The 25925-nt window shown below is 33.6% G+C and carries 23 protein-coding genes and 1 pseudogene; 15 read left to right on the forward strand and 9 right to left on the reverse strand.

Translation table 11 applies throughout. The features are described 5' to 3' along the window. Positions 1 to 13: 13 nt before the first annotated feature. The 5 genes and pseudogenes from traJ to H603_RS0102450 form a co-directional block, all read right to left on the reverse strand. Positions 14 to 1011, reverse strand: a pseudogene (gene traJ / locus H603_RS16290) (conjugative transposon protein TraJ). Between the two features lie 2 nt (positions 1012 to 1013). Next, positions 1014 to 1646: a DUF4141 domain-containing protein gene (locus H603_RS0102435; RefSeq protein WP_026707091.1), complete on the reverse strand. Its 633-nt coding sequence runs from the start codon at positions 1644 to 1646 to the stop codon at positions 1014 to 1016. Positions 1647 to 1670: 24 nt separating this feature from the next. Beyond that, complete coding sequence (locus tag H603_RS0102440; protein WP_026707092.1) at positions 1671 to 4175, reverse strand: TraG family conjugative transposon ATPase; 2505 nt, start codon at positions 4173 to 4175, stop codon at positions 1671 to 1673. Next, entirely contained in the window at positions 4172 to 4504 is a 333-nt protein-coding gene (locus H603_RS0102445) for a DUF4133 domain-containing protein (protein ID WP_026707093.1), read from the reverse strand. Before H603_RS0102445 ends, H603_RS0102440 begins: the two co-directional genes overlap by 4 nt. A 10-nt stretch (positions 4505 to 4514) precedes the next feature. Further along, positions 4515 to 4817: a DUF4134 domain-containing protein gene (locus H603_RS0102450; RefSeq protein ID WP_026707094.1), complete on the reverse strand. Its 303-nt coding sequence runs from the start codon at positions 4815 to 4817 to the stop codon at positions 4515 to 4517. Positions 4818 to 5170: 353 nt separating this feature from the next. On the opposite strand from H603_RS0102450, the gene H603_RS0102460 reads away from it, so the two are divergent. The 6 genes from H603_RS0102460 to H603_RS0102485 all read left to right on the forward strand — a co-directional run bounded on the left by H603_RS0102460 (position 5171) and on the right by H603_RS0102485 (position 11140). After that, positions 5171 to 5977, forward strand: a complete 807-nt coding sequence (locus H603_RS0102460) for a type IV toxin-antitoxin system AbiEi family antitoxin domain-containing protein (protein ID WP_026707096.1) — start codon at positions 5171 to 5173, stop codon at positions 5975 to 5977. Then, the gene (locus H603_RS0102465) at positions 5974 to 6783 is read left to right on the forward strand and encodes a nucleotidyl transferase AbiEii/AbiGii toxin family protein (protein ID WP_026707097.1); all 810 of its coding nucleotides are present in this window, start codon (positions 5974 to 5976) and stop codon (positions 6781 to 6783) included. The genes H603_RS0102460 and H603_RS0102465 overlap by 4 nt, the downstream gene beginning before the upstream one ends. 55 nt (positions 6784 to 6838) lie before the next feature. Continuing rightward, on the forward strand, positions 6839 to 8125 hold the full coding sequence (locus H603_RS0102470) for an SIR2 family protein (RefSeq protein ID WP_026707098.1): 1287 nt from the start codon (positions 6839 to 6841) through the stop codon (positions 8123 to 8125). Continuing rightward, on the forward strand, positions 8112 to 9893 hold the full coding sequence (locus tag H603_RS0102475; RefSeq protein ID WP_026707099.1) for an ATP-binding protein: 1782 nt from the start codon (positions 8112 to 8114) through the stop codon (positions 9891 to 9893). The genes H603_RS0102470 and H603_RS0102475 overlap by 14 nt, the downstream gene beginning before the upstream one ends. Continuing rightward, complete coding sequence (locus H603_RS0102480) at positions 9890 to 10111, forward strand: KTSC domain-containing protein (protein WP_026707100.1); 222 nt, start codon at positions 9890 to 9892, stop codon at positions 10109 to 10111. The genes H603_RS0102475 and H603_RS0102480 overlap by 4 nt, the downstream gene beginning before the upstream one ends. 237 nt (positions 10112 to 10348) lie before the next feature. Next, positions 10349 to 11140, forward strand: coding sequence for a hypothetical protein (locus H603_RS0102485; RefSeq protein WP_245576077.1), 792 nt, complete (start codon positions 10349 to 10351; stop codon positions 11138 to 11140). A 30-nt stretch (positions 11141 to 11170) separates the two neighbouring features. Here H603_RS0102485 and H603_RS0102490 read toward each other — a convergent pair whose 3' ends face one another. From H603_RS0102490 to H603_RS0102500, 3 genes are read right to left on the reverse strand one after another with little or no spacing between them, the layout of a single operon-like run. Beyond that, complete coding sequence (locus H603_RS0102490) at positions 11171 to 11803, reverse strand: hypothetical protein (protein WP_026707102.1); 633 nt, start codon at positions 11801 to 11803, stop codon at positions 11171 to 11173. A gap of 22 nt (positions 11804 to 11825) precedes the next feature. Next, positions 11826 to 12230, reverse strand: a complete 405-nt coding sequence (locus H603_RS0102495; protein ID WP_026707103.1) for a DUF3408 domain-containing protein — start codon at positions 12228 to 12230, stop codon at positions 11826 to 11828. A 12-nt stretch (positions 12231 to 12242) separates the two neighbouring features. Further along, positions 12243 to 13010, reverse strand: a complete 768-nt coding sequence (locus H603_RS0102500; RefSeq protein ID WP_026707104.1) for a ParA family protein — start codon at positions 13008 to 13010, stop codon at positions 12243 to 12245. Positions 13011 to 13726: 716 nt separating this feature from the next. On the opposite strand from H603_RS0102500, the gene mobA reads away from it, so the two are divergent. From mobA to H603_RS0102530, 5 genes are all read left to right on the forward strand, one after another. Then, positions 13727 to 14167 carry a conjugal transfer protein MobA gene (gene mobA, locus H603_RS0102505; protein WP_026707105.1) on the forward strand — a complete coding sequence of 147 codons (441 nt, stop codon included), beginning with the start codon at positions 13727 to 13729 and terminating at the stop codon, positions 14165 to 14167. After that, the gene (mobB, locus tag H603_RS0102510; RefSeq protein WP_026707106.1) at positions 14164 to 15480 is read left to right on the forward strand and encodes a conjugal transfer protein MobB; all 1317 of its coding nucleotides are present in this window, start codon (positions 14164 to 14166) and stop codon (positions 15478 to 15480) included. Before mobA ends, mobB begins: the two co-directional genes overlap by 4 nt. A gap of 104 nt (positions 15481 to 15584) precedes the next feature. Continuing rightward, positions 15585 to 17585, forward strand: coding sequence for a conjugal transfer protein MobC (mobC, locus tag H603_RS0102515; RefSeq protein WP_026707107.1), 2001 nt, complete (start codon positions 15585 to 15587; stop codon positions 17583 to 17585). A 94-nt stretch (positions 17586 to 17679) separates the two neighbouring features. Continuing rightward, the gene (locus H603_RS0102525) at positions 17680 to 17970 is read left to right on the forward strand and encodes a helix-turn-helix domain-containing protein (RefSeq protein ID WP_026707108.1); all 291 of its coding nucleotides are present in this window, start codon (positions 17680 to 17682) and stop codon (positions 17968 to 17970) included. Positions 17971 to 18019: 49 nt separating this feature from the next. Next, complete coding sequence (locus tag H603_RS0102530) at positions 18020 to 19276, forward strand: type II toxin-antitoxin system HipA family toxin (protein WP_026707109.1); 1257 nt, start codon at positions 18020 to 18022, stop codon at positions 19274 to 19276. A gap of 518 nt (positions 19277 to 19794) precedes the next feature. Here the strand turns inward: H603_RS0102530 and H603_RS16295 are convergent. After that, on the reverse strand, positions 19795 to 20781 hold the full coding sequence (locus H603_RS16295; RefSeq protein ID WP_051219100.1) for a helix-turn-helix domain-containing protein: 987 nt from the start codon (positions 20779 to 20781) through the stop codon (positions 19795 to 19797). A gap of 105 nt (positions 20782 to 20886) precedes the next feature. Between H603_RS16295 and H603_RS0102545 the strand changes: the two genes are divergently transcribed. From H603_RS0102545 to H603_RS0102560, 4 genes are all read left to right on the forward strand, one after another. Then, positions 20887 to 23283 (forward strand): TonB-dependent receptor, encoded by a 2397-nt coding sequence (locus H603_RS0102545; protein ID WP_026707110.1) that lies wholly within the window; start codon positions 20887 to 20889, stop codon positions 23281 to 23283. A 24-nt stretch (positions 23284 to 23307) separates the two neighbouring features. Further along, positions 23308 to 24543: a DUF4374 domain-containing protein gene (locus H603_RS0102550; RefSeq protein WP_026707111.1), complete on the forward strand. Its 1236-nt coding sequence runs from the start codon at positions 23308 to 23310 to the stop codon at positions 24541 to 24543. Between the two features lie 210 nt (positions 24544 to 24753). Next, positions 24754 to 25452, forward strand: a complete 699-nt coding sequence (locus H603_RS16300) for a hypothetical protein (protein WP_051219102.1) — start codon at positions 24754 to 24756, stop codon at positions 25450 to 25452. 133 nt (positions 25453 to 25585) lie between these two features. Then, complete coding sequence (locus H603_RS0102560; protein WP_026707112.1) at positions 25586 to 25918, forward strand: hypothetical protein; 333 nt, start codon at positions 25586 to 25588, stop codon at positions 25916 to 25918. The last annotated feature ends 7 nt before the right edge of the window (positions 25919 to 25925 follow it).

Raw genomic sequence — 25925 nt, forward strand, 5'->3', positions numbered from 1 at the left:
TACTTTAATTTAATTATTTTTTCATTAATTTTCCACCAATATATCTAGCAACAGAGCTTGTACCAGCTCCCACAGTATTCCCAGTTTTTGTGGTTGTTTGATTTATATTACGAACAAAATTCCCTGCACCACCAGCCTGAATAATCCATCCAGTCACCGTAGGTATGGTAAAATACCCTATGATGCCAATAATCATAAATATGATATAAACAGTACTCGATGAATCGGGAATAAAATTGGGATCAGTTAAACTGTCGATATCCTTTTGGAGTATTAAGGATTGGATCTTGGACAACATCGCACTAAAAAGATCTGAAACGGGTAACCAGAGATACACACTAATGTACCGAGTCAGCCATTGCGTTAAAGTAGACTGAAATCCATCCCAGACTGAAATCGCAAATGCTATAGGGCCCACAATATTGAAAGCACTATTAAGAAGAAGGTTCGTATCGTATCTATGACTAATGCAGCCGCTTGAAAAATAACTTCTACAAATTCACGAAATCCATCTCGAAACATTTTCTTTAGACTGTAGATCTGCCTTTCCGCGTACATGCTTGACATGGTGACCAAGTCGGAAGGTGTCCATCCGAGTTCATCTAACTTTTTATCAAATTCTTCATCCGATGCTAAATAGGCTGTTTCAGGATTACGAAGCATCGCTTCTCTCTCTAGTAGGTCTTTTTGCTGTTGTAAAGCATTCAAATCTAAAACTTGACTTTTTAATATGCTATGCGTTCCTTGCACCACTGGACTCAATACACCGTTAAGAGTTCCTAAAACAATCGTTGGGAAAAATGTAATACAGATACCTAAAGCAAAAGGCCTTAGTAAGGGGAAGACGTCTATCGGTTCGGCACTACTTAGCGCTTGCCAGACTTTTAATGCAACATAAAACAATGCACCCAGTCCAGCCAAACCCTTAGCAACCGCTGCCATATCTGCTGATAAAGGCATCATCTCATCATAGAGCGAACGTAGTACTTCATGAAGGTTACTGAATTCCATGATTACCAGTATTTCTGGTTAGCGGTTCCGTAAAGATCCAATACTCTTTGACTATTATTGGCTTTTTTGGCTCGCAGGTAACTAACCGAAATATTTTTATTCGTGAAGTAGCGAACCAAATTGTGGTACTCTTTTACTTTTACATACACCTGTTCAATAATGTCCATTCGTTCTTTATCATTGAGCGACAAACTGGAAGAGTTTACAATTTGTTTTAGCTCTTTCAATAGTTCTGTGCTTTCGGTTAGCAGGATGGAATACCCATTCGCAATAGCTGTTAATTCCTGCTCATTGAAATTGGGATCGTTCAACATTTTCCCGAAATTGTTTACATACATTTCAGAAACATCACCAACAAGTAAAACAGTCTGTTGCACTTTTCGAGCATCTTTTACCAAACTATTTACAGCCTGTAATTTATCATAATATTCTTTGCCCTGTTTGTATACCTTTTCTACTTCCTTGAAATTTTTAATAACATTGGATACCGTAGATGAAGTCTGTATAATTTCATTGGCGCTATTAAGAATACCTGATGCCAAATTTGTTGGATCAGTTACCACCCATTGTGCTTTAGCATTCGGCATGAAAGCGAATACAATCACCATGCATACCATAATTTTTAAATTTTTCATTTCTATTCGTTTTTAAAATGTTTACTAATTGTTTTCTTTTTCCCTTTTCTCAAGGGCAATCCTTTTGATAGCCTTTTCTACATTTCCATCTAATTGTTCAGCAAGTTGCATGACTTCCAACTTTTCTGTTTCTTCAGTGGTATAGGCTAAATATTCCTCGAAACTAACTTCTGTAGCATATACTGCCGAATGCGTTCCTCCTAGTCCAATCCAAACTTCTTTGTAAAGTCGCTTGGAATCATTGTTCATGTTGATGGAAAGTACTTGCGCTTTTTCTTTTTCAGTCAAACCAAGCATGGCCTGGATATCATCAAATTTGTTCATGTACTTCCTTTGATCCAGCAGTATTTTACAATCCGAATTATTAATAATACTTTCTTTCACAATGGGAGATTGGATGATATCATCAACTTCTTGTGTTACAACAATGGCTTCTCCAAAAAACTTTCGGACCGTTTTAAAAAGGTATTTGATGTACTCTGCCATCCCTTCTTTTGCAATAGCTTTCCAAGCTTCTTCAATCAGGATTAGTTTTCGTACTCCTTTCAAACGACGCATCTTATTGATAAAAACCTCCATAATGATGATGGTCACAATTGGAAAAAGGATTTTATGATCCTTAATAGCATCGATTTCGAAAACAATAAATCGTTTAGAAAGTAAATCCAGTTGCTTTTCGGAATTCAATAGATAATCGTACTCACCTCCTTTGTAGTAAGGTTCTAACACATTTAAGAAGTTGGCAATATCAAAGTCTTTTTCTCGTACCTTTTTATCTTCTAATACTTGTCTATAATCTCCTTGTACAAATTCATAAAACCCATTGAAGGAGGGAAATTCATCAGTCTGCTTGATTCGTTCAATGTAACCACTCACTGCATTTGAAAGTGCCACTTCTTCGGACCGTGTTGGTGGTTCATCATCCCTTTTCCATAAGGTTAAAATTAAAGTCTTAACACTTTCTCTTTTTTCAATATCGAATACACCATCATCGGTGTAGAAAGGATTAAAGGCTATCGGGTTGTCTTCGGTATAGGTGAAATAAACGCCATCTTCTCCTTTGGTTTTCCCTTTGATTAATTCACACAATCCTTGATACGAATTACCAGTATCCACTAACAGCACATGCGCGCCTTGTTCATAATATTGCCTCACCATATGATTGGTAAAGAAGGACTTCCCTGAGCCTGATGGCCCCAATATGAACTTATTTCTATTCGTAATAATACCGCGCTTCATGGGCAAATCAGAAATATCCAAATGAATAGGTTTTCCAGTCAATCGGTCAGCCATCTTGATTCCGAAAGGCGAAGACGAACTTTTATAATTGGTTTCTTCAGTGAAAAAACAAAGCGCAGGTTCTATAAAAGTGTAAAAGCTTTCTTCACTCGGAAAATCTCCTGCATTGCCTGGCATTCCTGCCCAATAGAGCGTCGCAACATCTGTAGTGTTGTGCCTTGGTTTACATTCCATCAATGCCAAAGCACTGCCGGTGTCGTTCTTTAGTTGTTTTAATTCAACAGGATTATCTGACCATGCCATTACATTGAAGTGCGCTCGAATGGAAGCATGTCCAAAAGAATGTGCTTCATTCAAATAGCGTTCGATCCACTCCTTATTGATTTGATTGGCTCGGCTATAACGAGCTAAGGAATGCATGTTTCTTGCTGATTTTTCGAACTTGCGCAGGTTGTCTTCACTGTTATCCAAGAAAAGATACTGGTTGTAGATGTGATTGCAGCTTAACAACAATCCAACTGGCGCAGCAAAAGACAACAAACAATCACTTCTATCGGTGGACAATTTCTCATAACGGGTTTCTGCTGCTACTGAACTAGGCAAATCATCGGTATCGGACAACGTATGCAGACAAAGCCTTTTGTTTCCTATGCGAACTTCTTCTCCGCCCAAAGCAATATCCTGCATTGGTGTTCCCTCCTCTCTTGAAAGGCTTAGGTATTGTTCCAATAATCCCTGTTTACTAGCTGTTCCTATGATATCATCCTCGCTTAATCGTTCTAATTTTATAAAATCGGAATCGTTCACAATTCGCTCAAATTGCGCCACCGATTCCATAAAGCGAGAAAGGATTTCCTTATCTCTCAGCTCTTTTGGGATGAGCACTCCTTTGCAAAGCGAAGAAAAATTACTCTGCATTCGCATACGCTCTTTGGACGTTTTAGTTAAGAACAGATAGCAATAATGATTGAGAAACGGACGCTCATTAAAATGTTGCTGGTAGGACTTTGCCAAAAAACTCAAATCTTCTTTGGCAATATCAGGAGCATATTTTTCCTTAATGTACCAATCCTGTTTGTGCACCACCGTATAATCAGGCAAGGTTTTTATAGCCTTATGCCAAGCGGAATGAATGGCTTCATATTCCGCAGAGGCTACTGTAAAAAGCTCTGGTAGTTGTACTCGAAAGCAAGCGGTGATATCAGCATCCTTGGAAATAATACAATTATTTTCTACTGCCAGCAACGGAAACTTACTTTCCAGTGTTGTCGCTTTAGATTTATTTCTCATAGCTTATACATTTTGGAATTCAACTGAAAATAGCGATACACAGGCTTACGACAGATGATATATCGTGGATGTCTTTTGTTCGCTCCCACTTTCATCAAACCATGTTCGCCGTACTTTTTGTTCAATGAAAAAGTTTGCCATACTATTAGCGATCCCCCACCGATTCCTATAAACAGACACAGATAAGAATTGACTCCAGCCATGTACAAGATCATTATCAGGATAAGCATCCCGAGCAAACCACCTGCAAAAATGAATAAGTACTGCGCTTTCAGTCCTTTGAACTCCACCGTTCTTCCGATGCCTTTATTAATGTTATACGTATTCATACCGCAAATACTAAAGGAAGAACGAACGTAAAACAGTTGCCGCTACAATCAAAAAGATACAAGCTCCAAACCAACTCGCCGCCGTCTTGCTCGTGTCTGGATCACCGCTACTAAACTTGTTATACACCTTCACCCCACCAATGAGCCCCACAACTGCTCCAATAGCATAAATAAGTTGGGTAGCAGGATCAAAATAAGAGGTGACCATTTGCGTCGCTTCCGTGATTCCTGCTGTTCCGTTTCCTTGTGCAACTGCACTAATCGTTGATAGTATAGCCACTACCAACACTACTTTTTTAACTTGATTTCCCATGATTTGAATATTTTATCATTCTTTATTCCTACGCTTTGCAGGATTTATGGACAAATATCATTTGGAAACAGTTGCAGTTTTATATGTTGTCGTTAAGTGGTGTTGTTTGGCAGAAGAAGACTTGACAACTTACTATGTTATAGTAAAAACCACTAAATTTCAGCAATCAATAATGTTATATTGTAAATTGCAATATGCGATATCATTAGGGATTATTTTAGCAATTATTAATTATGACTATAAAAAAGAATACAGAAACATAATTTTTATATAGCCTTTAATAAAAATATTAATTAAGTTTACATCTGCAATAAGGTACACACTTCGTACCTTATTGCAGACAAAAACTTAAAATGAAAACTAATTACGCTTATTTAGAAGACTTTATTAATGAATTACGTTCCAATGGAAGGTATGCCTTTTCATTGCAAGAAGTAAGAAACCAATTTGATCAGTCTGATCAAGCGATTAAAAAGGCTCTACAACGACTTAAAAAGAAAAAAGAAATTGCATTAATAAGAAATGAATTTTACGTAGTAATTACACCAGAGTACAGGAGTAAAGGGATTCTCCCCCCTTCCTTATTCATTTCTGAATTAATGAAATTTTTGGAAAAAGATTATTATATTGGATTACTAAATGCAGCATCTTATTATGGGGCTGCACACCAACAGCCTCAATCATTTTCTGTAATAACTATGAAACCTAGTTTAAGAAATATTAATAATGACAACTTAAAAATAAACTTTTACATTAAAAAGGAATGGTCAAAAGAGGATATAATCCAAAAGAAAGTTGATACAGGTTATATAAACGTTTCTTCTCCCGAGTTGACTGCTTTGGATTTGGTGTGTTATTTTGATCAAGCGGGAGGTCTTAATAGGGTTGCAACAGTACTGGAAGAACTTTGTGAAAGCATTGACGCTACTAAATTGCTTTATATCTCAAAACGTTATTCACCTATAACTGCGATACAACGTTTAGGTTTTTTGCTTGAAGAGATTTTAGATAGGAGAGATTTAAGCGATCCAATTAAAGAATATCTAAAAACAGTAAAATATTTTCCCGTATTATTACGGCCACAAAAGGAAAAAACGGAGATGATAACAGGTAATGACTGGAAGGTTGTACAAAATATAGAAATAGAAACAGATTTATGATTCCAAAAGCATATATAACCGCATGGCGTAAAAAAGCGCCCTGGCAAGAGGATTTTCAGGTAGAACAAGATTTGGTAATTGAACGAGCGTTAATGGCCATATATAGCGATGAATATTTAAAAGGAAAATTAGCTTTTAGAGGAGGAACTGCGCTACACAAATTATATCTGTCACCCGCAGCAAGATATTCTGAAGACATCGATTTAGTACAAATTACTGCAGAGCCTTTTGGTCCAATTATGGATAAACTTCGTGAGGTATTGTCTTTTTTGGGAGACAAACCTATACGCAAACAGAAACAACATAATAACACATTAGTGTACCGTTTTGATTCAGAAGACGGAATACCATTAAGGCTAAAAGTAGAAGTTAACTGTAGAGAACATCACACCATTTTTGGTATTCAAGAAGTAACGTATACTATGCAATCTGAATGGTACACTGGAGAAGTATCGATACCATCTTATCACTTAAGCGAGTTATTGGGAACAAAAATGCGTGCACTTTACCAAAGAAGAAAAGGAAGGGATTTGTTTGATATGTGGTATGCAATAACACAAAGTAATGTTTCCCCGAAAATAATTATCGAAGCATGGAATTTTTATATGAAAGAAGAAGGAAATAGTATAACGCAAAAAGAATTTCTTGAAAATATGGAAAAGAAAACTGTAGATCAAGATTTCTTAGGCGATATGGAAGGGCTATTAAGACCGGGTCTATCCTATAGTATTATGGAAGCTTATGAATTTGTAAAAACAAACTTATTGGAGAAAATAGAAGAAATAGGAAAAGAAAAATATACCTAATTTTCAAATTTTTCGAGTTTTAAGAAATAAAATAGAACATATTAAAAACAACATTATGTCAGAATTAAATCACGATCCAACAGAATACATTAGAGGTATACAGCAAATTTTAATTTCAGATAAAAAAAGAATAGGTTTTTTATTTGGTGCTGGAAGTTCTCTAGCCAAAAAGGAAGGTAATTTGAAAGCTTTGACAGTTCCTGCAATTACTAAAATGACTAATGATATTGTGGCTAACGTTGGAGAAACAAAAAAAATATACCAAACAGCTTTAGAAGAAATAAAGGAAGAATTAGGAGGCGTAAACTTTAATATTGAAACTATTTTATCAAATTTAGAACAAAAATCAACTTTTATAGGAGGAGGAATTTTAAATTCTCTTAAAAAAGAAGATTTTGATAGTCTAATTCTTGAAATAAAGAAGAATGTAAGAGAAATGGTAAGTGTGCATAAGGTTGATAAAGATAACATCGTAACAAAAGAGATAGTAAATGAACTTGTTCATACCGATTTTGCAAATTGGATTGCTCAAGCAGAAAGAAAATATCCTATAGAAATATTCACAACCAATTATGATTTTCTTTTTGAACTCGGATTAGAGAATAAAGAAGTGCCTTATTATGACGGATTTTGCGGTAGCTTAAGACCTTTTTTTAATCCTGAATCTGTAGAAGATTTACATTTTTTACCAAAACAAACCAAACTATGGAAAATTCACGGATCATTAGGATGGCATTTTGATAAAGATACAGAAAAAATATTACGGGTCAATCCAGACGACGACGACATACTAATTTATCCTTCTAGCCTAAAATATAAAGACTCTAAAAAACAACCTTATGAAGGTTTATTAGATAGGCTGTCAAGTTTTTTAAAACAAGAAGACACAATACTAATTACTTGTGGATATTCTTGGGGAGATGAACATATAAATTCAAGATTAATTTCTGCATTAAAAACAAATACTAATTCACACGTTATAGGTCTAATTTATGATAAATATGATCCAATAAAACTGGATAGCAAAGTTGCTAAAATTGGATTTGAAAACACAAAAATATCAATTTATGCTTCAAGAAAATCTGTAATCGGTGGTAAATTAGGCGATTGGGCATTGAAATCTGAACCTTCAAAAGATGACACAATTAATCTTAATCTATTTTTTGATGAAGATGGTTATACAAATTTAGACGAAGAATTAAAGTCAGAGAAGAAAGGTGATGAAATATGGTCAGGAAAAGGAGAGTTTATTCTACCTGATTTTGGCAAATTATCTTTATTTCTTAACTCAATGATTAGCGATAATGAAATAAAAAAAATAGGGAAAGATGTCAAAAAATAAGATAACTGAAATTGGTGAAATTGATAGCATTAGTGGAAATAATATTTCAGTAAAATTATTTGATAATATCAAATCAAATATGCCAATTATTGATGGGGTTGTTTATAGAATCGGTCAAATTGGTTCCTTTGTTAGAATACCTCTTGGTTACGCCAATCTATATGGAATTGTAACGCAAATTGGATCGGCTGCTATACCTGAGAACCTCAAAGAAATAGTATATAGAGACTATGATCATTTCAAAAACACAAGATGGATAAATATTGTTTTAGCTGGTGAGCAGGTTGGGAAAAAATTTGAGCGAGGAGTTACTCAATATCCTACAACAGGCGACAAAGTACATTTAGTCACAATTAAAGATTTAGATGTAATATATGGTGGTTATGAAGAATCAAATTCTATTACTGTAGGAAATATTAGCGTGTCTGAAAGTTTAGATGCAAAAATAGATTTAGATAGACTCATCTCTAGACATTGTGCAATTGTTGGATCTACAGGTAGTGGTAAATCTAATTCAGTGTCAGTATTACTGGAAGCGATTGCAAAGAGAAATTTTCCAAGTTCAAGAGTTTTAGTTATTGACCCTCATGGTGAGTACAATGATGCACTTTTTAAATATTCGAGAGTCATAGAAACAACCCCTAAAGTTGAAAAGAATAAACTCTATATACCTTTTTGGGCCTTACCTTTTAATGAATTAATGTCTATTTTTTCAGGAAATCTAAATGATTCTCAACTAGAATATATTAGAGAAAAGGTAGTTGATGCTAAAATTTTAAGTGCAAAAGAGAATAATCTAGATGTAAGTGAAGAATCAATAACAGCAGACTCACCTATTCCTTTTAGTATCAAAAAACTATGGTTTGAATTGGATAATTTTGAAAGATTGAATTTTGAAAAAGATAGAATTACTATATCAACATTATTATCTGAAGGAGATAGTGAAACACTAAAATCAAATGAATATCCACCTCCAGGTTTAGGTTCAAGTCCACCATTTATCAATAATAGTAGGAAAGGAATACTTAGTTTCCTCGATAGTGTGAGAAACAAAATAAAAGATAACAGTTATGGTTTCTTATTCGCTCCTGGAGAGTTTACACCTGATATAAACGGAAAAATAAATAAAGATTTAGATAGTTTATTTTTTGACTGGTTAGGAAATGAATTGCCTATTACAATTTTAGATTTATCTGGAATTCCAAGTGAAATAATGTCATCTATTTCAGGAACCTTATTAAAAATTATTTATGACGGCCTCTTTTGGGGAGTTAATACCAAAGTTGGAGGAAAACAACAACCATTATTAATAGTATTAGAAGAAGCACATAGTTATTTAAAAGCAGGCGAAAACTCCATATCATCAAGAACGGTGCAAATGATTGCAAAAGAAGGTAGAAAATATGGTGTCGGATTGTTATTAGTAACACAAAGACCTTCGGAATTAGATGAAACAGTACTTAGTCAATGCGGAACTATGATTGCCTTAAGGATGAATAATTCCAAAGATAGAGGGCATATAAAATCTGCAGTACAAGATGAATTACAGAGTATGATTGATTTATTGCCAAGTTTACGAACTGGTGAAGCTCTGATATCTGGTGAAGCTGTTAAAATACCATCAAGAGTTAAGTTTTTTAAAATTGCAAATGCACCTAAAAGTTCTGATCCAAAAGCTTCAATAAAATGGTTAGAAAATATTGATAATTCAGAAATCGAATATGAAAAATTATTAAAATCTTGGCGTAATAAAAATTATAAAATATGAGTTTACCAGAAATGTTTGCCGTTAGTTCTTCTAATATTCAAAGTATCGGATATGATGAAGCAAATCAAGATGTATATGTACAATTTATAAACGGAAGTATCTATGTTTATAAAGGAGTTCCAATACATGAATATGAAAATTTAAGAGATGCTCCATCTTTGGGTTCTTATTTACATAGAAACTACAAGAATGTGTATGCCTATGAAAGAATTGGATAGAAAATGATAAATCTTAACCAACAACTCAAAAGAGTAGAAATTTCAAACTTTGAAATTGAAAATCAAATAGTATTCAACTATTTTGATAATCTTCCAGCCACCGAAAGAAACGAAAAGTTACTTCGAGCGGTATACATTGGTATCTTGGCACTAATGGAAGACCGTATTTCTTCTTTTCTAGCTAAAACGAACAACGAGTTAGGAACTGAATTAGAAAGTTTGAAAATGATTTTTGAAATGAAAAAAGAACTTTTCTACAAGTCAGCTATCAAAGGAATTTTAGCCGAAGATGAAATTGCAGAATTTTTGAATAATTATTTTCAAGAAAGAAAAATAAAAGACAAAGCTTTTTTAACAGGCAATACTGCTGGAAGTATACCGAAAAACAAAACTGGAGATATTATTTGTGAAATTAATGGTAACCCAGATTTAAAAATTGCTATTGAATGTAAGTTTGATAAAAGCGTTCGTTTTGGAAATATTGAAACCAAAGATATTTTTACTAGAAAATCAGATACAGCATGGAGTCAATTAATAGAGGCACAAGCCAATAGAGATGCTAAAGTGAGTTTGATTGTTTTTGATATTTCGTTAATTGAAAATTCGATTTTGAAAAATTTTGAAAATGTAGGCTATATTCCAGAAATAGGATTTATTGCTATTATAAACTCTCAAAAAGGTGATTATTCTAATTTAACAATTGCATATATGCTTGCTAGGGATATTGCATTAAATGCAAAACCGATTGAATTAGAAAAAGATTTATTAGCAATTTTAGTAAATCGAATTATAAAAGACATCAATGAAGTTATAACTATCAAATCATTAGTTATAAATAACATTGAGAATAACAAAGCTATTTTAAAACAGCTTGAGAAATCAATTCTATTAATGCAGTTTAATCAAGAGTATCTAAGAAAATTTCTTATAGATGGAACCTTAACAAAAAAGGATTTATTAGATTATTACTCTGGAGAAACTGTAAGAGACAAATACAAACTAATAGAAAAGCAAATAAATACTATCTAATTTATTTAATGAGGACAGATATTGGGGAGCCTAAACAAACTCCTCAATATCAAAATCTTCCAAATCATTTTTATGCAAAAAAGAAGAACTAAAATCCGTCTCTGTAGAAAGTGTACCGTCTAGCAGCTTGGCTATTTTTTGAGAAGCATCTTCGATGGAATTTTCCAATAGGTCGAATAATTCGGTTCCTTGTATTTTCTGAAGAAAGACTGTTGCTGTTTCCTTTTGAGAGGGTCTCATTTTCTCTTTTTTTAAAAACGTTTTTACAGTGCTTAGTTCTTCAAAGGTAACCCCTTGGGCAAAACCATTATCGCCATCGGATATTCCATAACTATTCCATTCTTCTTCCTCATTCTCAAAATCAGGTACATTTCCAAAAACTTCCTCTAGCTCTTCTTGTGGAATTTGTAATTCGACTTTAACTTCGTCGATTTCAATATCAAAATTATCATTATAATGATCTTCTTTTTGCACTTGACTGTCATAGGAATTCTTTGGCACAGAAAGGCTTCTTTGAGGCTTAGGCTGTCCCATAATATCCGGGAGACTAGAATTAACTTTCTGTTGCCTTGGCTGTTGCTTATGATATTTTTTAATGACAATTTTATCCTTTGCCAAAAGGAAAATGACGATGAGCAAACAAATTACAATTACAGATTCCATGCTATTTAGTATTATACATTGTTTAAAAAATAGGCTTGTTTCTCTCATTAAAAAACTCCTGAATTTCGATTCCAAAATCATTAAAATGCTGTTCTAAAATGTTATCGATGTAAGAATACAATGTTGTTTTCTCTTCCCTTGTCAATTGAACAATCCGAAGGAGTCGTTCGTGGTATTCAGGTCTTATGTACACAACTTTACCACTACGACCAGACGGATATCTGTTAGTGAGAAATACTTCTTCATAATTCCGTTTCTTTGGGGCGGTTACACGAATTTTATCTTTAGGTTTATTTTCTTTAGCTTCGACACTTTGGCTTGTGTTTTTATCGTAGTTAACCGCTTCGTCCCCACTCATAATATTCATGAGGTAATCCTCATCTACAACTGGTTTTTGAAACCCTTTATGCTTTTTATCAGATTCCATACAAGAAAAGATTTAAGGGTTTATGATTTTCAGAAATTCATTTACAAAAAGATCAAGCTTAGTTAACTTCATCAAATTAGGCTCAGCAGGAAGCAGGCTAGATCTAAAAATATAATTACTAGTGTCATCCGTTTCCTTGCGAAAACGTTTACTATCCATTATTCTTGACTCCATAATAGAAAGCCCTAATTCTTCTATTACACTTTGATAGGCCTTATACAAACTAGTCTTTTCCCTCCTATCCACTTGATTCCAAAACAACCAAAATTTTAAGTTCTTGTTCCCTCCATCTGTTTCTGGAAGTTGTAGAAATGCTTTGGCAAAGCCTAAAGTACTTTCTACTACCAAACGGTCGGCAGTAATAGGAGAAAAGATGAAGTCCATTGCTTTTAATGTGGTCAAAACGCCCTTGGTGTTGGCTGTTCCTGGAAGATCAAACAAAATAATATTCCAATCACTATTGGATTGATCTATATATTCTGACGCTTTTTCTAGCGCATTCTCGGCCTTACAACGAATGACAGGAAATGCTTTTTTATCAATCGTCTGAAACTGCTTCATAGCTGCTCTCTTATGATACTCATTTTGCATCACCGTTTTAAGATCTCTATCTCTCATATTGCCGAGACTATGCTGCGGAAAATCACAATCCAAAACCAACACATTAAATCCCAATCGATAGTGAAGCACACTAGCTAACAAGGTTGTCATTGTAGATTTCCCTACTCCACCCTTTTGGGTAGAGAAACTAATTTTTAAAGTTTTTTTTATTGTTTCCATTACTTATAATTTTAAAGTTATCTATTTGCTAAATTGCTTTGCTGTACGGCTGCATGCCTTCTTGTATTTCTTTACAAGTTTTTGCCCTATTTATTTGCTTTAAGTATGTGCTTATCTACAATTGTAGATTCATACAATTTCCAACAACTATTTCTTGTTTATTGGTAATATGTACGCTCATTTGTTTTACTGCTTTTATGCTTTTACATTTTTATAGTTGTACAACTGTATCGTTTTATACTTTACTATTTTACTAAATACTTGCTTACTCCTAAACCTTGGTACTTGTGTTTGAAATTGGATATAGAGTTACTTATAAATATCCTTTTACAACTTTGAAACAAAGAAAGCTGGTAACTCCAAACCATCTCAGAACGATGAACTCATTGGCGTTCAAAGGCAATGTTTGGCAATACTTACTACTACACCATTCTAAAATTCAATGATTTACTTTGTTATAGAAGTAAATAAATTAGAATATGAAAGGTCCAAATCTATATTTGAATAAGAACTGGAACGGCTTAAAGCCGTTTTTCCCTGCTTTATTAAATCTGTTCCGCCGACAGGCGGACGGATTATCTGTTCACCAGAACAGAGCAAGTTGTGTTTTGAGGCACTCGAAATGAATTCCGTGCCTCAAAACAACTTGCCGCCGCCGCGGGGCTAAAAACTCCCTCCGAAGTCGGGGTTTTCTAAAAATTAAAATTGGAATGATGATGGAGAATCAACAAAACAAAAAGCAACACAAAGGCGGTAGAAATCCTAAAAAGGATCCTAGCATCCACCGTTATGTTTTTCGATTAACAGACCAGGAAAATGCTAAATTCCTTTCTCTTTTTGAAGCTTCGGGAGCGGATAATAAAGCCCTATTTATCACTTCTCTCTTATTCGAAAAGCAAATAAAAACGGTAAAAGTAGATCTAGCAGCAATGGATTATTACATGCGCTTAACCACTTTGTACGGTCAATTTCGTGCTGTTGGCGTTAATTACAATCAAATTGTCAAGATATTGTATCGCAATTTTTCTGAAAAGAAAGCCGCAGCCTATCTCTTTAAATTGGAAAAACAAACGATCGAATTGGCTCAATTATGTCGTGCCATAACGCAATTAACAGCAGAGTTTGAATTAAAACATTTGAAAATAGAAGAAAAATGATAGCAAAAATTGGGCATGGAGCAAATATAATTGGCGCACTTTCTTATAACCAATTAAAAGTAAATCAAGAAAATGGATCAGTTTTATCGACTCATAGAATAAGAGAAACAGTCAATGGAGAGTTTACTGTTAACCAATTATACCCTTCGTTCGAACCGTATTTAATGGCAAACATGCGAACAGAAAAACCTGTTTTGCATATCTCTCTTAACCCAAACCCAAAAGATAGTGTAAGTGATGAAGACTTTAAAAAAATCGCACAAGACTACATGGAACTTATGGGCTATGGAGACCAGCCTTATGTTGTTTTTAAGCATACCGATATTGAACGAACCCACATTCATATCGTTTCGACCTGCGTGGATCGTTACGGAAAAAAGTTGTCTGATTCCTATGAAAAATTACGTTCTATGAATGCCTGCCGTGCATTGGAACAAAAGTATCAATTGCTTCCTGCAACTGAAAAGAATCAAAATCCGAAGGAAGTAATTTTTAAACCAGTTGATTTTAAGGAAGCCAATGTGAAAAGTCAAATAGCATCGGTAATTCGACATCTGCCAAAGTATTATCAGTATCAAAGTTTAGGAGCCTATAATGCACTACTTTCTCTTTTTAATATTACCGCTGAGCAAATAAAGGGTGAATTACACGGTCAGTCTAAGCAAGGACTTGTTTATTTCGCACTGAATGAAAAAGGAGAAAAAGTAACGAATCCGTTTAAATCCTCTCTTTTTGGAAAACAGGCTGGTATGGATAGTTTGCAAAAGCATTTCGAACAATCGAAAGTAAAAATGAAAACAGCACCTGCTAAAGACATCCTAAAAAATTCGATAGAGGTTGCCATGCACACCACGAATAATGAAACCGATTTTAAGAAACAACTAGTCGATCAAGGAGTTAATACCATTGTTCGAAGAAATGATCAAGGTCGTATCTACGGAATGACTTTTATTGACCATGAATCACGCACTGTTTGGAATGGATCCCAGTTGAGTAAAAATTTATCTGCCAACGTTTTTAATGATTTATGGAAAAATGAAGGGAATCAGAAAGTTCAAAATGAGATACAGCATAACAAAACAATTTCATCCACAGGTCGTAAAAATGAATCCAAACCAGAAACAGAAAAACCACATGCACTTTTTGATTTCCTTAATGGAAATCATTCAACACATGCTACTACTGATTTCGGACTTATAGAAAGCCTTGGAAGTTTACTACCAGTTACTCAAGGTGAAGATTATGAAGAACAAGTATTTGCTAATCAAATAAAGAAAAAGACAAAACGTAACAATCAACGAGGCAAGAAATAGTTTAGCGAGACATTCAACGCCAACTGATGCCAATAGAAGTCAATTGACTTAGATTCTTTTACGTTCGATCTACTTTCGCTCGTTACATTTTTAACTTTTTAATTATGCAAGGAGAAGACGATTTAAGAGGACTCGCCAAAATAATGGCTTTCATGCGTGCTGTAAGTATCCTTCTAATACTCATGCACTTTTACTGGTTCTGTTATAGTTTTTTCTTAGAAAAGGGCTGGACGTTGCAAGTCATTAACAAGATACTGGGTAATTTCCAACGAACTGCAAGCCTATTCTCTCATACTATATACACCAAGATTTTTGCTTTGATATTGTTAGCTTTAAGTTGTTTGGGAACAAAAGGAGTCAAAAACGAAAAAATTAGTTGGTCAAAAATAGCTAGTGCGGTAATCGTTGGATTTATACTTTTCTTTCTCAACACAACATTGCTGAAGTTGTCCGCTGATTTAGCTATTTCGTTATATATTATGACTACTTCAGCGGGCTACATTTCCCTAATGATGGCTGGCGTTTGGATCACTCGAATACTAAGGACCAATCTTATGAGCGATGTTTTTAATAATGAGAATGAAAGCTTCATGCAAGAAACCAAATTGATGCAAAATGAATATTCCGTTAATCTGCCAACCAAATTTTATTACAAAGGCAAATGGAATGAAGGTTGGATTAATGTGGTAAATCCATTTCGAGCCTCCATCGTTTTAGGAACACCAGGATCTGGTAAAAGTTATGCCATTATAAACAACTATATCAAGCAGCACATAGAAAAAGGATTTTCGATGTACATCTATGATTTCAAATTCGATGATCTTTCTACCATTGCGTATAATCATTTACTAAAACATTCGGACAAGTATCAAGTTAAACCAAAATTCTATATCATCAACTTTGACGATCCTAGTAGAAGCCATCGTTGCAATCCCATCAATCCAGATTTTATGACTGACATCTCAGATGCTTATGAATCTGCTTGCACCATTATGTTGAATCTTAACCGCAGTTGGATACAAAAACAAGGGGATTTCTTTGTGGAATCTCCTATTATATTACTAGCCGCTATAATCTGGTTTCTAAAGATTTATGACAATGGAAAGTATTGTACGTTTCCACATGCCATTGAATTGCTCAACAAGAAATATGTTGATGTGTTTACCATCCTTACTTCCTACCCTGATCTCGAAAATTATTTATCACCGTTTATGGATGCTTGGCAAGGTGGCGCACAAGATCAATTGCAAGGACAAATCGCTTCCGCAAAAATTCCGCTGTCTCGCATGATTTCCCCTCAACTCTATTGGGTGATGACTGGAGATGACTTTTCATTGGACATCAATAATCCAGATGAACCTAAAATTCTTTGTGTGGGAAACAATCCCGATCGGCAAAATATTTATTCTGCTGCCTTGGGTTTGTACAATTCCAGGATCATAAAACTAATCAATAAGAAAGGAAAATTAAAAAGTTCGGTGATAATTGATGAGTTGCCTACGATCTATTTTAGAGGACTAGATAATTTGATTGCCACTGCTAGAAGTAATAAAGTAGCGGTCTGTTTGGGATTTCAAGATTATTCGCAATTGACTCGTGATTATGGTGATAAGGAAAGTAAGGTTATCCAAAATACGGTGGGCAACATCTTTAGTGGTCAGGTTGTAGGAGAAACGGCCAAAAGCTTATCAGAACGGTTTGGCAAAGTATTACAGAAACGCCAGAGTTTAACTATCAATCGAAATGACAAATCAACCTCAATATCTACACAGCTAGACAGTTTGATACCAGCATCAAAAATCTCTACGCTTACGCAAGGTGTGTTTGTTGGAGCTGTTTCAGATAACTTTGACGAACGCATCGAACAGAAAATTTTCCATTCTGAAATTGTGGTTGACAATGAAAAAGTAGCGGCAGAAACGAAGGCTTATAAAAAGATTCCCGTTATTTTACCTTTCGTTGATGAAAACGGACAAGATAATATGAAAGTCGAAATTGAGGCTAATTACAAACAGATTAAGCGTGATATTGTTCTAATTATAGAAAGTGAATTGGAACGCATTAAAAACGATCCTGATTTGCAACATTTGGTGCAAGAGGGTTAAAATAAATGACCCTAAATAGAAGAAATACTTTTTATATGTTTGTTATTATGTACATATTTGCTACTTTTGTTCATATTAATGAACATTTAAAAAAATGAACGCAAGAAAGCAAGTACTATTCCCAAAGCACCAACTCCTTTTAGAGCAAATGGGTGAGAATATTAAATTGGCTCGAAAAAGAAGAAAACTCACTGCAATACAAATTGCTGAAAGAGCCGATATCGCTAGAACCACTTTATACCAAATAGAAAAAGGAAACTCTAGAGTGGCAATAGGTGCCTATTTTAATGTACTGAGAGTACTAGGTTTGCAAGACGATTTTTTAAAAATAGCTGCTGACGACGAACTAGGAAGAAAACTTCAAGACCTTGACCTATTAAAGTAATCCCTTGCTAGAAATAAATTAAACTGATCTCTTACTCAAAACACAAAACATGTCACAAAGTAAAACCGACATCTACGTTTATGCCCATTGGCAAGAAATGCAGGAACCTAAATTAATAGGTGTCTTATCTGCACAACAAGCCAAAGGTAAAAAAGCATTTAGTTTTGAATACGACAGAAACTGGCTCAAAACAGAACAAAAATTTCTTTTAGATCCAGACATTCAATTATATGGTGGTCCACAATACCCGAACCAAAAAGAAAACTTCGGCATTTTTTTAGACAGCATGCCTGATACTTGGGGACGTACTTTAATGAAACGTCGAGAAGCGCAGCTTGCTAGAGAAAGGAATGAAAAACCAAAAACACTCTATGATATTGATTTTCTATTAGGTGTATATGATGAAAGTCGTATGGGAGCATTACGCTTTAAAACCGACCCCAATGGAGATTTCTTAGATAACAATAAAAACACTTCTACCCCGCCCTGGTCCTCTATTCGAGAACTCCAAAATGCAGCAGCTAATTTCGAAAATGACAAAGATAATGAAGAGGTCAACAAATGGCTATCGGTTCTTATGGCACCTGGATCCTCATTAGGAGGCGCTAGACCCAAAGCCAATATTTTAGACAACGATAAAAGTCTTTGGATTGCTAAGTTCCCCTCCAAAACAGATACTGTAGACAAAGCAGCTTGGGAATATTTAGCCTACAAATTGGCTATCAGTGTCGGAATCAACATGGCGCCCTGTCGAATAGAAAAAATCATGGGCAAGCACAATACTTTCTTTACCAAACGCTTTGACAGGGAGAACGGTAAAAGAATTCATTTTGCCTCGGCTATGACTATGACAGGCAACAATGAAGATACTATAAGAGACAATCCCGCAAGTTATTTAGATATTGCCGAATTCATCAGTAATCAAGGTGCAAACGTAGAAGAAAATTTACACCAACTATGGCGCAGAATCGTTTTTAATATAGCCATTTCAAACACCGATGACCATTTGCGTAACCATGGTTTTATTTTAACCAAAGAAGGCTGGATCCTCTCCCTGGCTTACGACCTTAACCCCTCTATAGACAAAGATGGCTTGGCTCTTAATATTGATATGGACAACAATGCGCTGGATTTTGAATTGGCAAAAAGTGTTGGGGAGTATTTCAGATTGAATACTTTACAAATGGAAAACATTATTCAAGAAGTCATACAAGTTACAAGCAACTGGAAAACAATAGCCACCGAAATAGGAATTTCTAGAGCAGAGTTGGAAATGATGGAAAAAGCTTTTAATCTTAAGCTATAATTCATGTAAGATCTTTGTTTTGAAGCTAAGATTATTTCTTTGAAAAAAATATTTTCAATATTACTAAGTTGAAAGTAAAACTTAAGTATTTTTTTTTTATAAATTTGATTAACAACGATTTAATAAACAGAAACATGGCACTTAAAACTGGACCAAAAAGAATAGCAAAATCTACTGGACAACCTGATAAACGTCAACGAGATAATAAAGACATACCAGGTAACACGCCTTCACTAAAACCTCCTATAAGGAAATCTTAATACGATTTTTGGTTTTTGAAATAGGAATATTATAAGTTGTAATAGCAGTTTTTTATACCTGCAAATAATGATATACCTAATTTGTTTATTTGAAAAAAACTTAATTGAGTTTCAATTTTTGTTTTGTCCCCCAAAAACAAGTATCACTCCTATTCATTCTATTTTTATTAAGAAAAGATATTTGGGTAGTTTATTAAATTCACTCAGATGATTAATTAAAATTGATCAATATAACTAAAATTTGGATCTTGCTGATTACTATTTTTCTTTGCTTTGTTGCGGTGAAAATGTATAAAAAGCTTTAAAAGCTTTTGAGAAATTAGAAAGATCTTTATAACCGCACTTTGTTGCCACTTCGCTAATTGTGATATTTTTATCTTTCAAAAGTGATTTTGCAAATTCCATACGTAATTTTATAATGTAATTTTTTACAGTGTAACCGAAATGTTCTTTAAATCCCTTCTTAAGTTTAAACTCATTCAAAGATGTCATCCTTGAGAGGTCAGTTAATTTTGGAGCTTTTATGAAATCATTATCAATTATTTGTTTTACTTTTTCCAATTTTATTAAGTCATCATTAGAAATTTTATAACCTAATTTCTTATCATCTCCTAGAGCTTCAATTTGATGCAGTAAGAGTTCTCTTGTTTTACTTTCAATAAAAATCTTTTTTAAACCATCTTTCCTTTTACAATTTTTCATTTCTGAAATTATCCATTGAATTGCTGGAGTGAGCGGTAAGTACTCAGTGCTCAGGTATGAAGGTTTTTTCTGTAATAGGTTTTTAGAAAATTTATCGTGTATTGTATAATCTTGACTGATTATTTTAAGATAATAATCTTTAGAGATAATGATTGAAAAGTAATTAACTTTCTCTAATGCAGGTACTTTAAAAACACCTTTTAAATTAGTTGTGTAGAATAAATTATGTGTGTTTGCTTGAGAAGATTTTTCAGTACCTAAATTTTCAATACATCCTTCCACATTGTTACAGAATATAAAGTTCATCACAACCGATTCTCTATTCATCTCAAAATTAAAAATTTCTGGCCTTGTAAAATACATTTGTGTATCTAAAATTACAATAGCATTACTCATTAAATAATAATTTATTATCGCTTCTAAATCTGCGGTTTTAATATTTATTGCCCCTTCTTTTGAGCGAGTTTTTTCACTGTAGTTTAGGTCCATTTGAATTTCAAATAGTGAAGTGTGCTGTGATAATAGATGTGATTTTATTTTCATAAGTTAATCCGTTTTTACCAAATAATAATCCGTTTTAGACAATTTATTTAGACTAAATATAAATAGTTTTGCAGCAAATTTATTTATAATTAGTCTAATTAAGCTATGTTCAACTACAAAATTTTATTTTTTATTTTTTTATCTCTTTCCAGAATTGCTTGTTTTTCTCAAGAAAATAGCACTGTTACCGTAAGAGGACAGGTAACTGCAAGTTCTACTCAAACGATACCTTTTGCAAGCATTACGATTGAAGAAGTTGATTTGAAGACAGCAGCCGATGAAAATGGTAATTTTAGTATAAAAAATGTAAAACAGGGTAATTATACTTTAAAAATTACTGCTGTTAGTTTTACTACTGTAAAAAAACAATTTATAGTTTTTGGTGATAAGGATATCAATGTTTCTATTCGAATGGAAACTGAAACAAATGAATTAGAAAGCGTTACAGTATTAGGGCGTAGCGCAACGGAAAAAATAAATAAGCAAGCCTATAGCGTAACTGCTATCGATGCAAAGAAATTACACAATTCAACACTCGATCTTTCTCAGGCATTAGATAGGGTTTCTGGTGTCAGAGTACGAGAAACAGGTGGTGTCGGATCTCAATCGGAACTTTCTATAAATGGTTTTCGAGGCAATCAGGTGAAGTATTTTATTGATGGTGTGCCAATGGATAATTTTGGATCTTCTTTCCAACTTAATAATATTCCAATTAATCTTGCAGATCGAATTGAAGTATATAAGGGTGTTGTACCAATTTGGCTTGGTGGTGATGCGTTAGGAGGGGCAGTAAATATTGTGACCAATGGAAAGCCAAGAACATATCTGGACGCTTCGTATTCTTTCGGTTCTTTCAATACACACAAAACAACTGTTAATGCAGGTTATACGGCGAAAAGTGGGTTAACTGCAGAAATTAATGCATTTCAAAATTATTCAGATAATAATTATTGGGTCAATGTTGATGCTGCTGATTTGAATACTGGAGCGTATTTTCCTAATCAACGAGTTAGAAGGTTTCATGATAGATACCGTAATGAAACCGTAATTCTTAATGTTGGATTAACTGGAAAAAAATATGCGGAAAAATTACTTATTGGTTTTACAGCAGGAGAAAATCAAGCAGATATTCAAACTGGAGCACGAATGGTCAGTGTTTTTGGAAAAATGTATCGTAAAGGGAATATTTTGATGCCAACTTTAAAATATCAAGTAAAGGATTTTTTTACGAAAGGTTTAGATTTTAATTTGACTGCAAATTATAATTTCGGACAAGAACAAAATATTGATACTTTAAATAGACGCTATAATTGGTTTGGAGATTATAAGCAGTATGATGGTGATGGAGGAGAGCGCAGTCGCACCTTGCGTATATTCAAAAATAATAATGGAGTCGCAACTGCAAATGCACTGTATCATGTAGGCGAAAGACATTCGTTTATGCTGAATAATACTTTTACAACATTTGATCGTAAAGAAAGTGATGAATTAGTTCCAGAATCAACAAAATATAAGCAACCTAAAAAAACACAAAAAGATATTCTTGGTGCCGGTTACAAGTTCAATTATAATGGAAAATGGAGTACTTCTGTTTTTACGAAATATTACTATCTAAATACGACCTATTCTAGAAGTTACAACCCTACAGGAAATACTGGTGATATTGCTTATCAAGAATATGTTGATAATCGCACTTCTCTAGGTTATGGTGCTGCAAGCAGCTACTACCTCAAGCAAAATTTACAAATTAAAGGTTCATTTGAGAAAAGTTACCGTCTTCCTAGTCCTGAGGAAATTTTTGGTAATGTGAATAATAATCTAGAAGGTAATGTTGATTTAAAACCTGAATCAAGTAACAATTTCAATTTAGGGTTAAGTTATCAAACTAGTTTTAAAACGGTTAATTCGCTATCGTTCGATATGAATCTTTTATACAGAGATGCCACAGATTTTATTCGACCAACATTGAATTTAAATCAAACTATGCAAAAAAATGTAAATCAAGGTCGAGTCACTAATTATGGAATTGATGGTGAAATTAGATACTCATATACCAATAGATTTACTGCGGGTGTAAATATGACTTACCAAAACTTACGAAACATGACTAAGTATGAACCAAACCAAAATTATGTTTCTTCTTTTTACAAAGATAGAATTCCGAACATGCCCTTTCTTTTTGGAAATGCTGATGCAACCGTTTATTTCTATGACATGTTTAAAAAAGGAAACAATTTATCCCTTGGCTATAATTTTTTATATGTAAACAAACATTATTTGTCTTGGCCCAGTCAAGGAAGTAAGGATAGTAAGTTAGATATACCAACACAATTCAATTCTGATTTAAATGCTGTTTACACTTTTGCAAACGGCAAGTATAATTTAGCTGTTGAATGCAAAAATATATTTGATAATAAGCTTTATGATAACTTTTCACTTCAAAAACCCAGTAGGGCATTCTATATCAAGTTCCGCTATTTTTTTACTAAATCAAATAAATAATTTTAATACATAATAAGTAATAACATGAAAAAAAGAAACACATTAGCCATTTTAGCAACAGTACTTGCTCTTACATTATTTTCTTGTAGCAGTGATACGAATTCACCAACTACAGCCCCAGACGGAGGAACAAACACAGGAAAAACTAAATATATCATTACAGCAACAACTGGCGCAACCGGTATTGCAGATTATCTATTAACTACAGATGATATTACTACTGGATCTATAACTACTACAGGGAACGGTTTAGAGCAGGACGGAACATATCGTTATTATATTACAGCTCAGAATAACTTTTTTAGTTTACTTTACGGGCAAGGTAACCCAGGTGCTGTAACAACATATAATTTAAGTTCCGAAGGAAATTTAGTCAAAAAGTCAGATTTTCAAGCAGAAACAGTACAGGTTTTTACTGCAGTAAACAAAGACATTTTGACAATAAAAGTACCCAGAAGTGGAAACGCTTCTATTGCTTCAATGTTTAGAATCGATGCTGAAAAATCACTTATCGTTGGCGAAGCACAACAAGACACTAAAATCTTAGCTGGAAATGGTGAAAGAGCATTTTACACTTGGGCGACCCAAGTTGGCGATAAAGTGTATATGCCCTATATGAGTATAAAAGGTGACGGAGTTGATAATTTTGGAACGGTATATCCTGATAGTACTTGGGTCGCTGTATACAATTACCCTGAATTGAAATTAGAAAAAGTAATCAAAGATAACCGAACAAGTTACCTTGGATCTTATTTCACGAATGGATTATTTCAAGACGAAAATGGTGATGCTTATGGTTTTTCAGGAGCAATTGCAACGAGTAATTCGGAATTAAAATCTACAAAACCTTCAGCTGTAATTAGAATCAAAAAAGGAACTACTGAGTTCGATCAATCTTATTTCTTTAATATTGAAGAAAAATCAGGAGGATATAAAATTTCCTCTACCAATTACATCTCTAAAGGTAAATTTTTATTATTAATGTACGGTACACCAGGTACAAAAAAAGGAACAGTAAAATTGGCTGTTGCTGATGTTTACAATAAAACTTTTACTTGGGTAACTAATGCACCTGAGGTTTTAACATCCGCGACAAGTCGTTACAATATCGTTACAGAAGACGGTAAATCTGCTATTATCGGTCTAAATACACCTGAGGGTAACTGGATTTACACCATTGATGGTACTACAGCTGTAGCTAATAAAGGTAAAAAAGTTGAGGGAGGTAACATTACTGCTATCGCTAAATTAAAATATTAAACTTGATTTATTAACCGCAGGTAAATTTCGTTGCTTGCGGTTAATATTATTAGCTCAAACATTTTAAAACAGAGACTTTATTAAAATTGATGATATTTTTCTAGTTTCAACTCTTTATTTTCAAGTTGATTGAATCCACATCAAAATATTTAGAAATACAGTTCAAAATCTTATTTTACAAAAACTCAATAAGAATAATTTATAATAATTATGAAAAATTTTAAAACCGTATTCATTTTACTGATACTATTAATAAGTACTTCAACAACTGTTGCTCATGCTTTGTTTGTTGAAACTAATGGGACAGGTAAAATTGGGCAATCTCAAAAAATTCTTATCTATTACAAAGAACCCAGTGATCCAAAAAAAGAGCTTATTAAAGACTGGTGGTCCGATACTAAAGATTTTACATTATGGTTGATACAGCCTGATGGAACTAAAGAAAAACTGTCTACTAATCAAGAGAATGATCATTTTACAGCTTCCTTTTTGCCAACTCAAAATGGAAATTATTATGTGGCTGTTCATCATACAGTTGAGAGTTTAGCGGGTAACATACAATATCAATTTAATGCTTCAGCAATAGTTAAAGTTGGCAATCCTGATACTGTTTCAAATCAAGATAAAATTTCTGATCAATTACTGATGTTCAAAACTAATTCTAGTTCTAAAAAAGAACTTTCGATAGCTATTGTAAACAATGGTGTATTATTAGCTGATACTTACGTTACTGTAGTTGCACCTAGTGGGTGGGGAAAAGGATTAAAAACGAACGCAGAAGGTGTGATTAGTTTTACACCTGAGTGGACAGGTTTGTATCTTTTTGAAACCAGTGTGAAAGAAAATAGTACTAATCAAGAATATACAAAAAGAGAACGTATTATTACAACTACTGTAATTTTTAAATAATATAAACTGTTGGCTGTAATTTTATAAAAACTATCGCTGCCAACAGTTTTCTCTTTTTATTTTATGAGATTAAGTCCTTTAAAGCTTTTCTAATATAAGAAAGTAGTAAATCTGATTTGTAAAAATAAATACAATGGTATCATTATCAATCTTTTTTGCCTTAATGGGCTTTTATATGTTATACAGCACCAGTAAGCGTGCAAAATTAATACTGCAATATAGTTTTCAAAAATGGATAGCTAAAAACCCAAAAAAAGGAAATACTATTGGTCTAAGTTTATTACTATTTAGTTTACTAATAAATATACTTTCTGTAGGCTTTGGATCTGGTATTTTTTCTTCTTTGGTTAACATAATGACTATGGGAAGTTTAGTTGTGTTAATCTCTCCACTTCGTTTTTTTAATATCTCCGCACTATTAATTATTGCTATAGTATGTTTTGGAGTCGAATTTTTAATTTCTTAGAATTACT

The sequence above is a fragment of the Flavobacterium frigidarium DSM 17623 genome (genome assembly GCF_000425505.1).
In the GTDB taxonomy this organism is placed as follows: domain Bacteria; phylum Bacteroidota; class Bacteroidia; order Flavobacteriales; family Flavobacteriaceae; genus Flavobacterium; species Flavobacterium frigidarium.

Excerpts from the sequence above, each read along its gene's own strand:
- H603_RS16300 (WP_051219102.1), top strand. The coding sequence starts at position 24,754 with ATGAAAAATTTTAAAACCGTATTCATTTTACTGATACTATTAATAAGT.
- H603_RS0102495 (WP_026707103.1), bottom strand. The coding sequence starts at position 12,230 with ATGGAATCTGATAAAAAGCATAAAGGGTTTCAAAAACCAGTTGTAGAT.
- mobB (WP_026707106.1), top strand. The coding sequence starts at position 14,164 with ATGATAGCAAAAATTGGGCATGGAGCAAATATAATTGGCGCACTTTCT.
- mobA (WP_026707105.1), top strand. The coding sequence starts at position 13,727 with ATGGAGAATCAACAAAACAAAAAGCAACACAAAGGCGGTAGAAATCCT.
- H603_RS0102450 (WP_026707094.1), bottom strand. The coding sequence starts at position 4,817 with ATGGGAAATCAAGTTAAAAAAGTAGTGTTGGTAGTGGCTATACTATCA.
- H603_RS0102460 (WP_026707096.1), top strand. The coding sequence starts at position 5,171 with ATGAAAACTAATTACGCTTATTTAGAAGACTTTATTAATGAATTACGT.
- H603_RS0102480 (WP_026707100.1), top strand. The coding sequence starts at position 9,890 with ATGAGTTTACCAGAAATGTTTGCCGTTAGTTCTTCTAATATTCAAAGT.
- H603_RS0102545 (WP_026707110.1), top strand. The coding sequence starts at position 20,887 with ATGTTCAACTACAAAATTTTATTTTTTATTTTTTTATCTCTTTCCAGA.
- H603_RS0102525 (WP_026707108.1), top strand. The coding sequence starts at position 17,680 with ATGAACGCAAGAAAGCAAGTACTATTCCCAAAGCACCAACTCCTTTTA.
- H603_RS0102475 (WP_026707099.1), top strand. The coding sequence starts at position 8,112 with ATGTCAAAAAATAAGATAACTGAAATTGGTGAAATTGATAGCATTAGT.
- H603_RS0102490 (WP_026707102.1), bottom strand. The coding sequence starts at position 11,803 with ATGGAATCTGTAATTGTAATTTGTTTGCTCATCGTCATTTTCCTTTTG.
- H603_RS0102440 (WP_026707092.1), bottom strand. The coding sequence starts at position 4,175 with ATGAGAAATAAATCTAAAGCGACAACACTGGAAAGTAAGTTTCCGTTG.
- H603_RS0102465 (WP_026707097.1), top strand. The coding sequence starts at position 5,974 with ATGATTCCAAAAGCATATATAACCGCATGGCGTAAAAAAGCGCCCTGG.
- H603_RS0102470 (WP_026707098.1), top strand. The coding sequence starts at position 6,839 with ATGTCAGAATTAAATCACGATCCAACAGAATACATTAGAGGTATACAG.
- H603_RS0102560 (WP_026707112.1), top strand. The coding sequence starts at position 25,586 with ATGGTATCATTATCAATCTTTTTTGCCTTAATGGGCTTTTATATGTTA.
- H603_RS16295 (WP_051219100.1), bottom strand. The coding sequence starts at position 20,781 with ATGAAAATAAAATCACATCTATTATCACAGCACACTTCACTATTTGAA.
- H603_RS0102445 (WP_026707093.1), bottom strand. The coding sequence starts at position 4,504 with ATGAATACGTATAACATTAATAAAGGCATCGGAAGAACGGTGGAGTTC.
- H603_RS0102530 (WP_026707109.1), top strand. The coding sequence starts at position 18,020 with ATGTCACAAAGTAAAACCGACATCTACGTTTATGCCCATTGGCAAGAA.
- H603_RS0102435 (WP_026707091.1), bottom strand. The coding sequence starts at position 1,646 with ATGAAAAATTTAAAAATTATGGTATGCATGGTGATTGTATTCGCTTTC.
- H603_RS0102500 (WP_026707104.1), bottom strand. The coding sequence starts at position 13,010 with ATGGAAACAATAAAAAAAACTTTAAAAATTAGTTTCTCTACCCAAAAG.
- H603_RS0102550 (WP_026707111.1), top strand. The coding sequence starts at position 23,308 with ATGAAAAAAAGAAACACATTAGCCATTTTAGCAACAGTACTTGCTCTT.
- mobC (WP_026707107.1), top strand. The coding sequence starts at position 15,585 with ATGCAAGGAGAAGACGATTTAAGAGGACTCGCCAAAATAATGGCTTTC.
- H603_RS0102485 (WP_245576077.1), top strand. The coding sequence starts at position 10,349 with ATGAAAAAAGAACTTTTCTACAAGTCAGCTATCAAAGGAATTTTAGCC.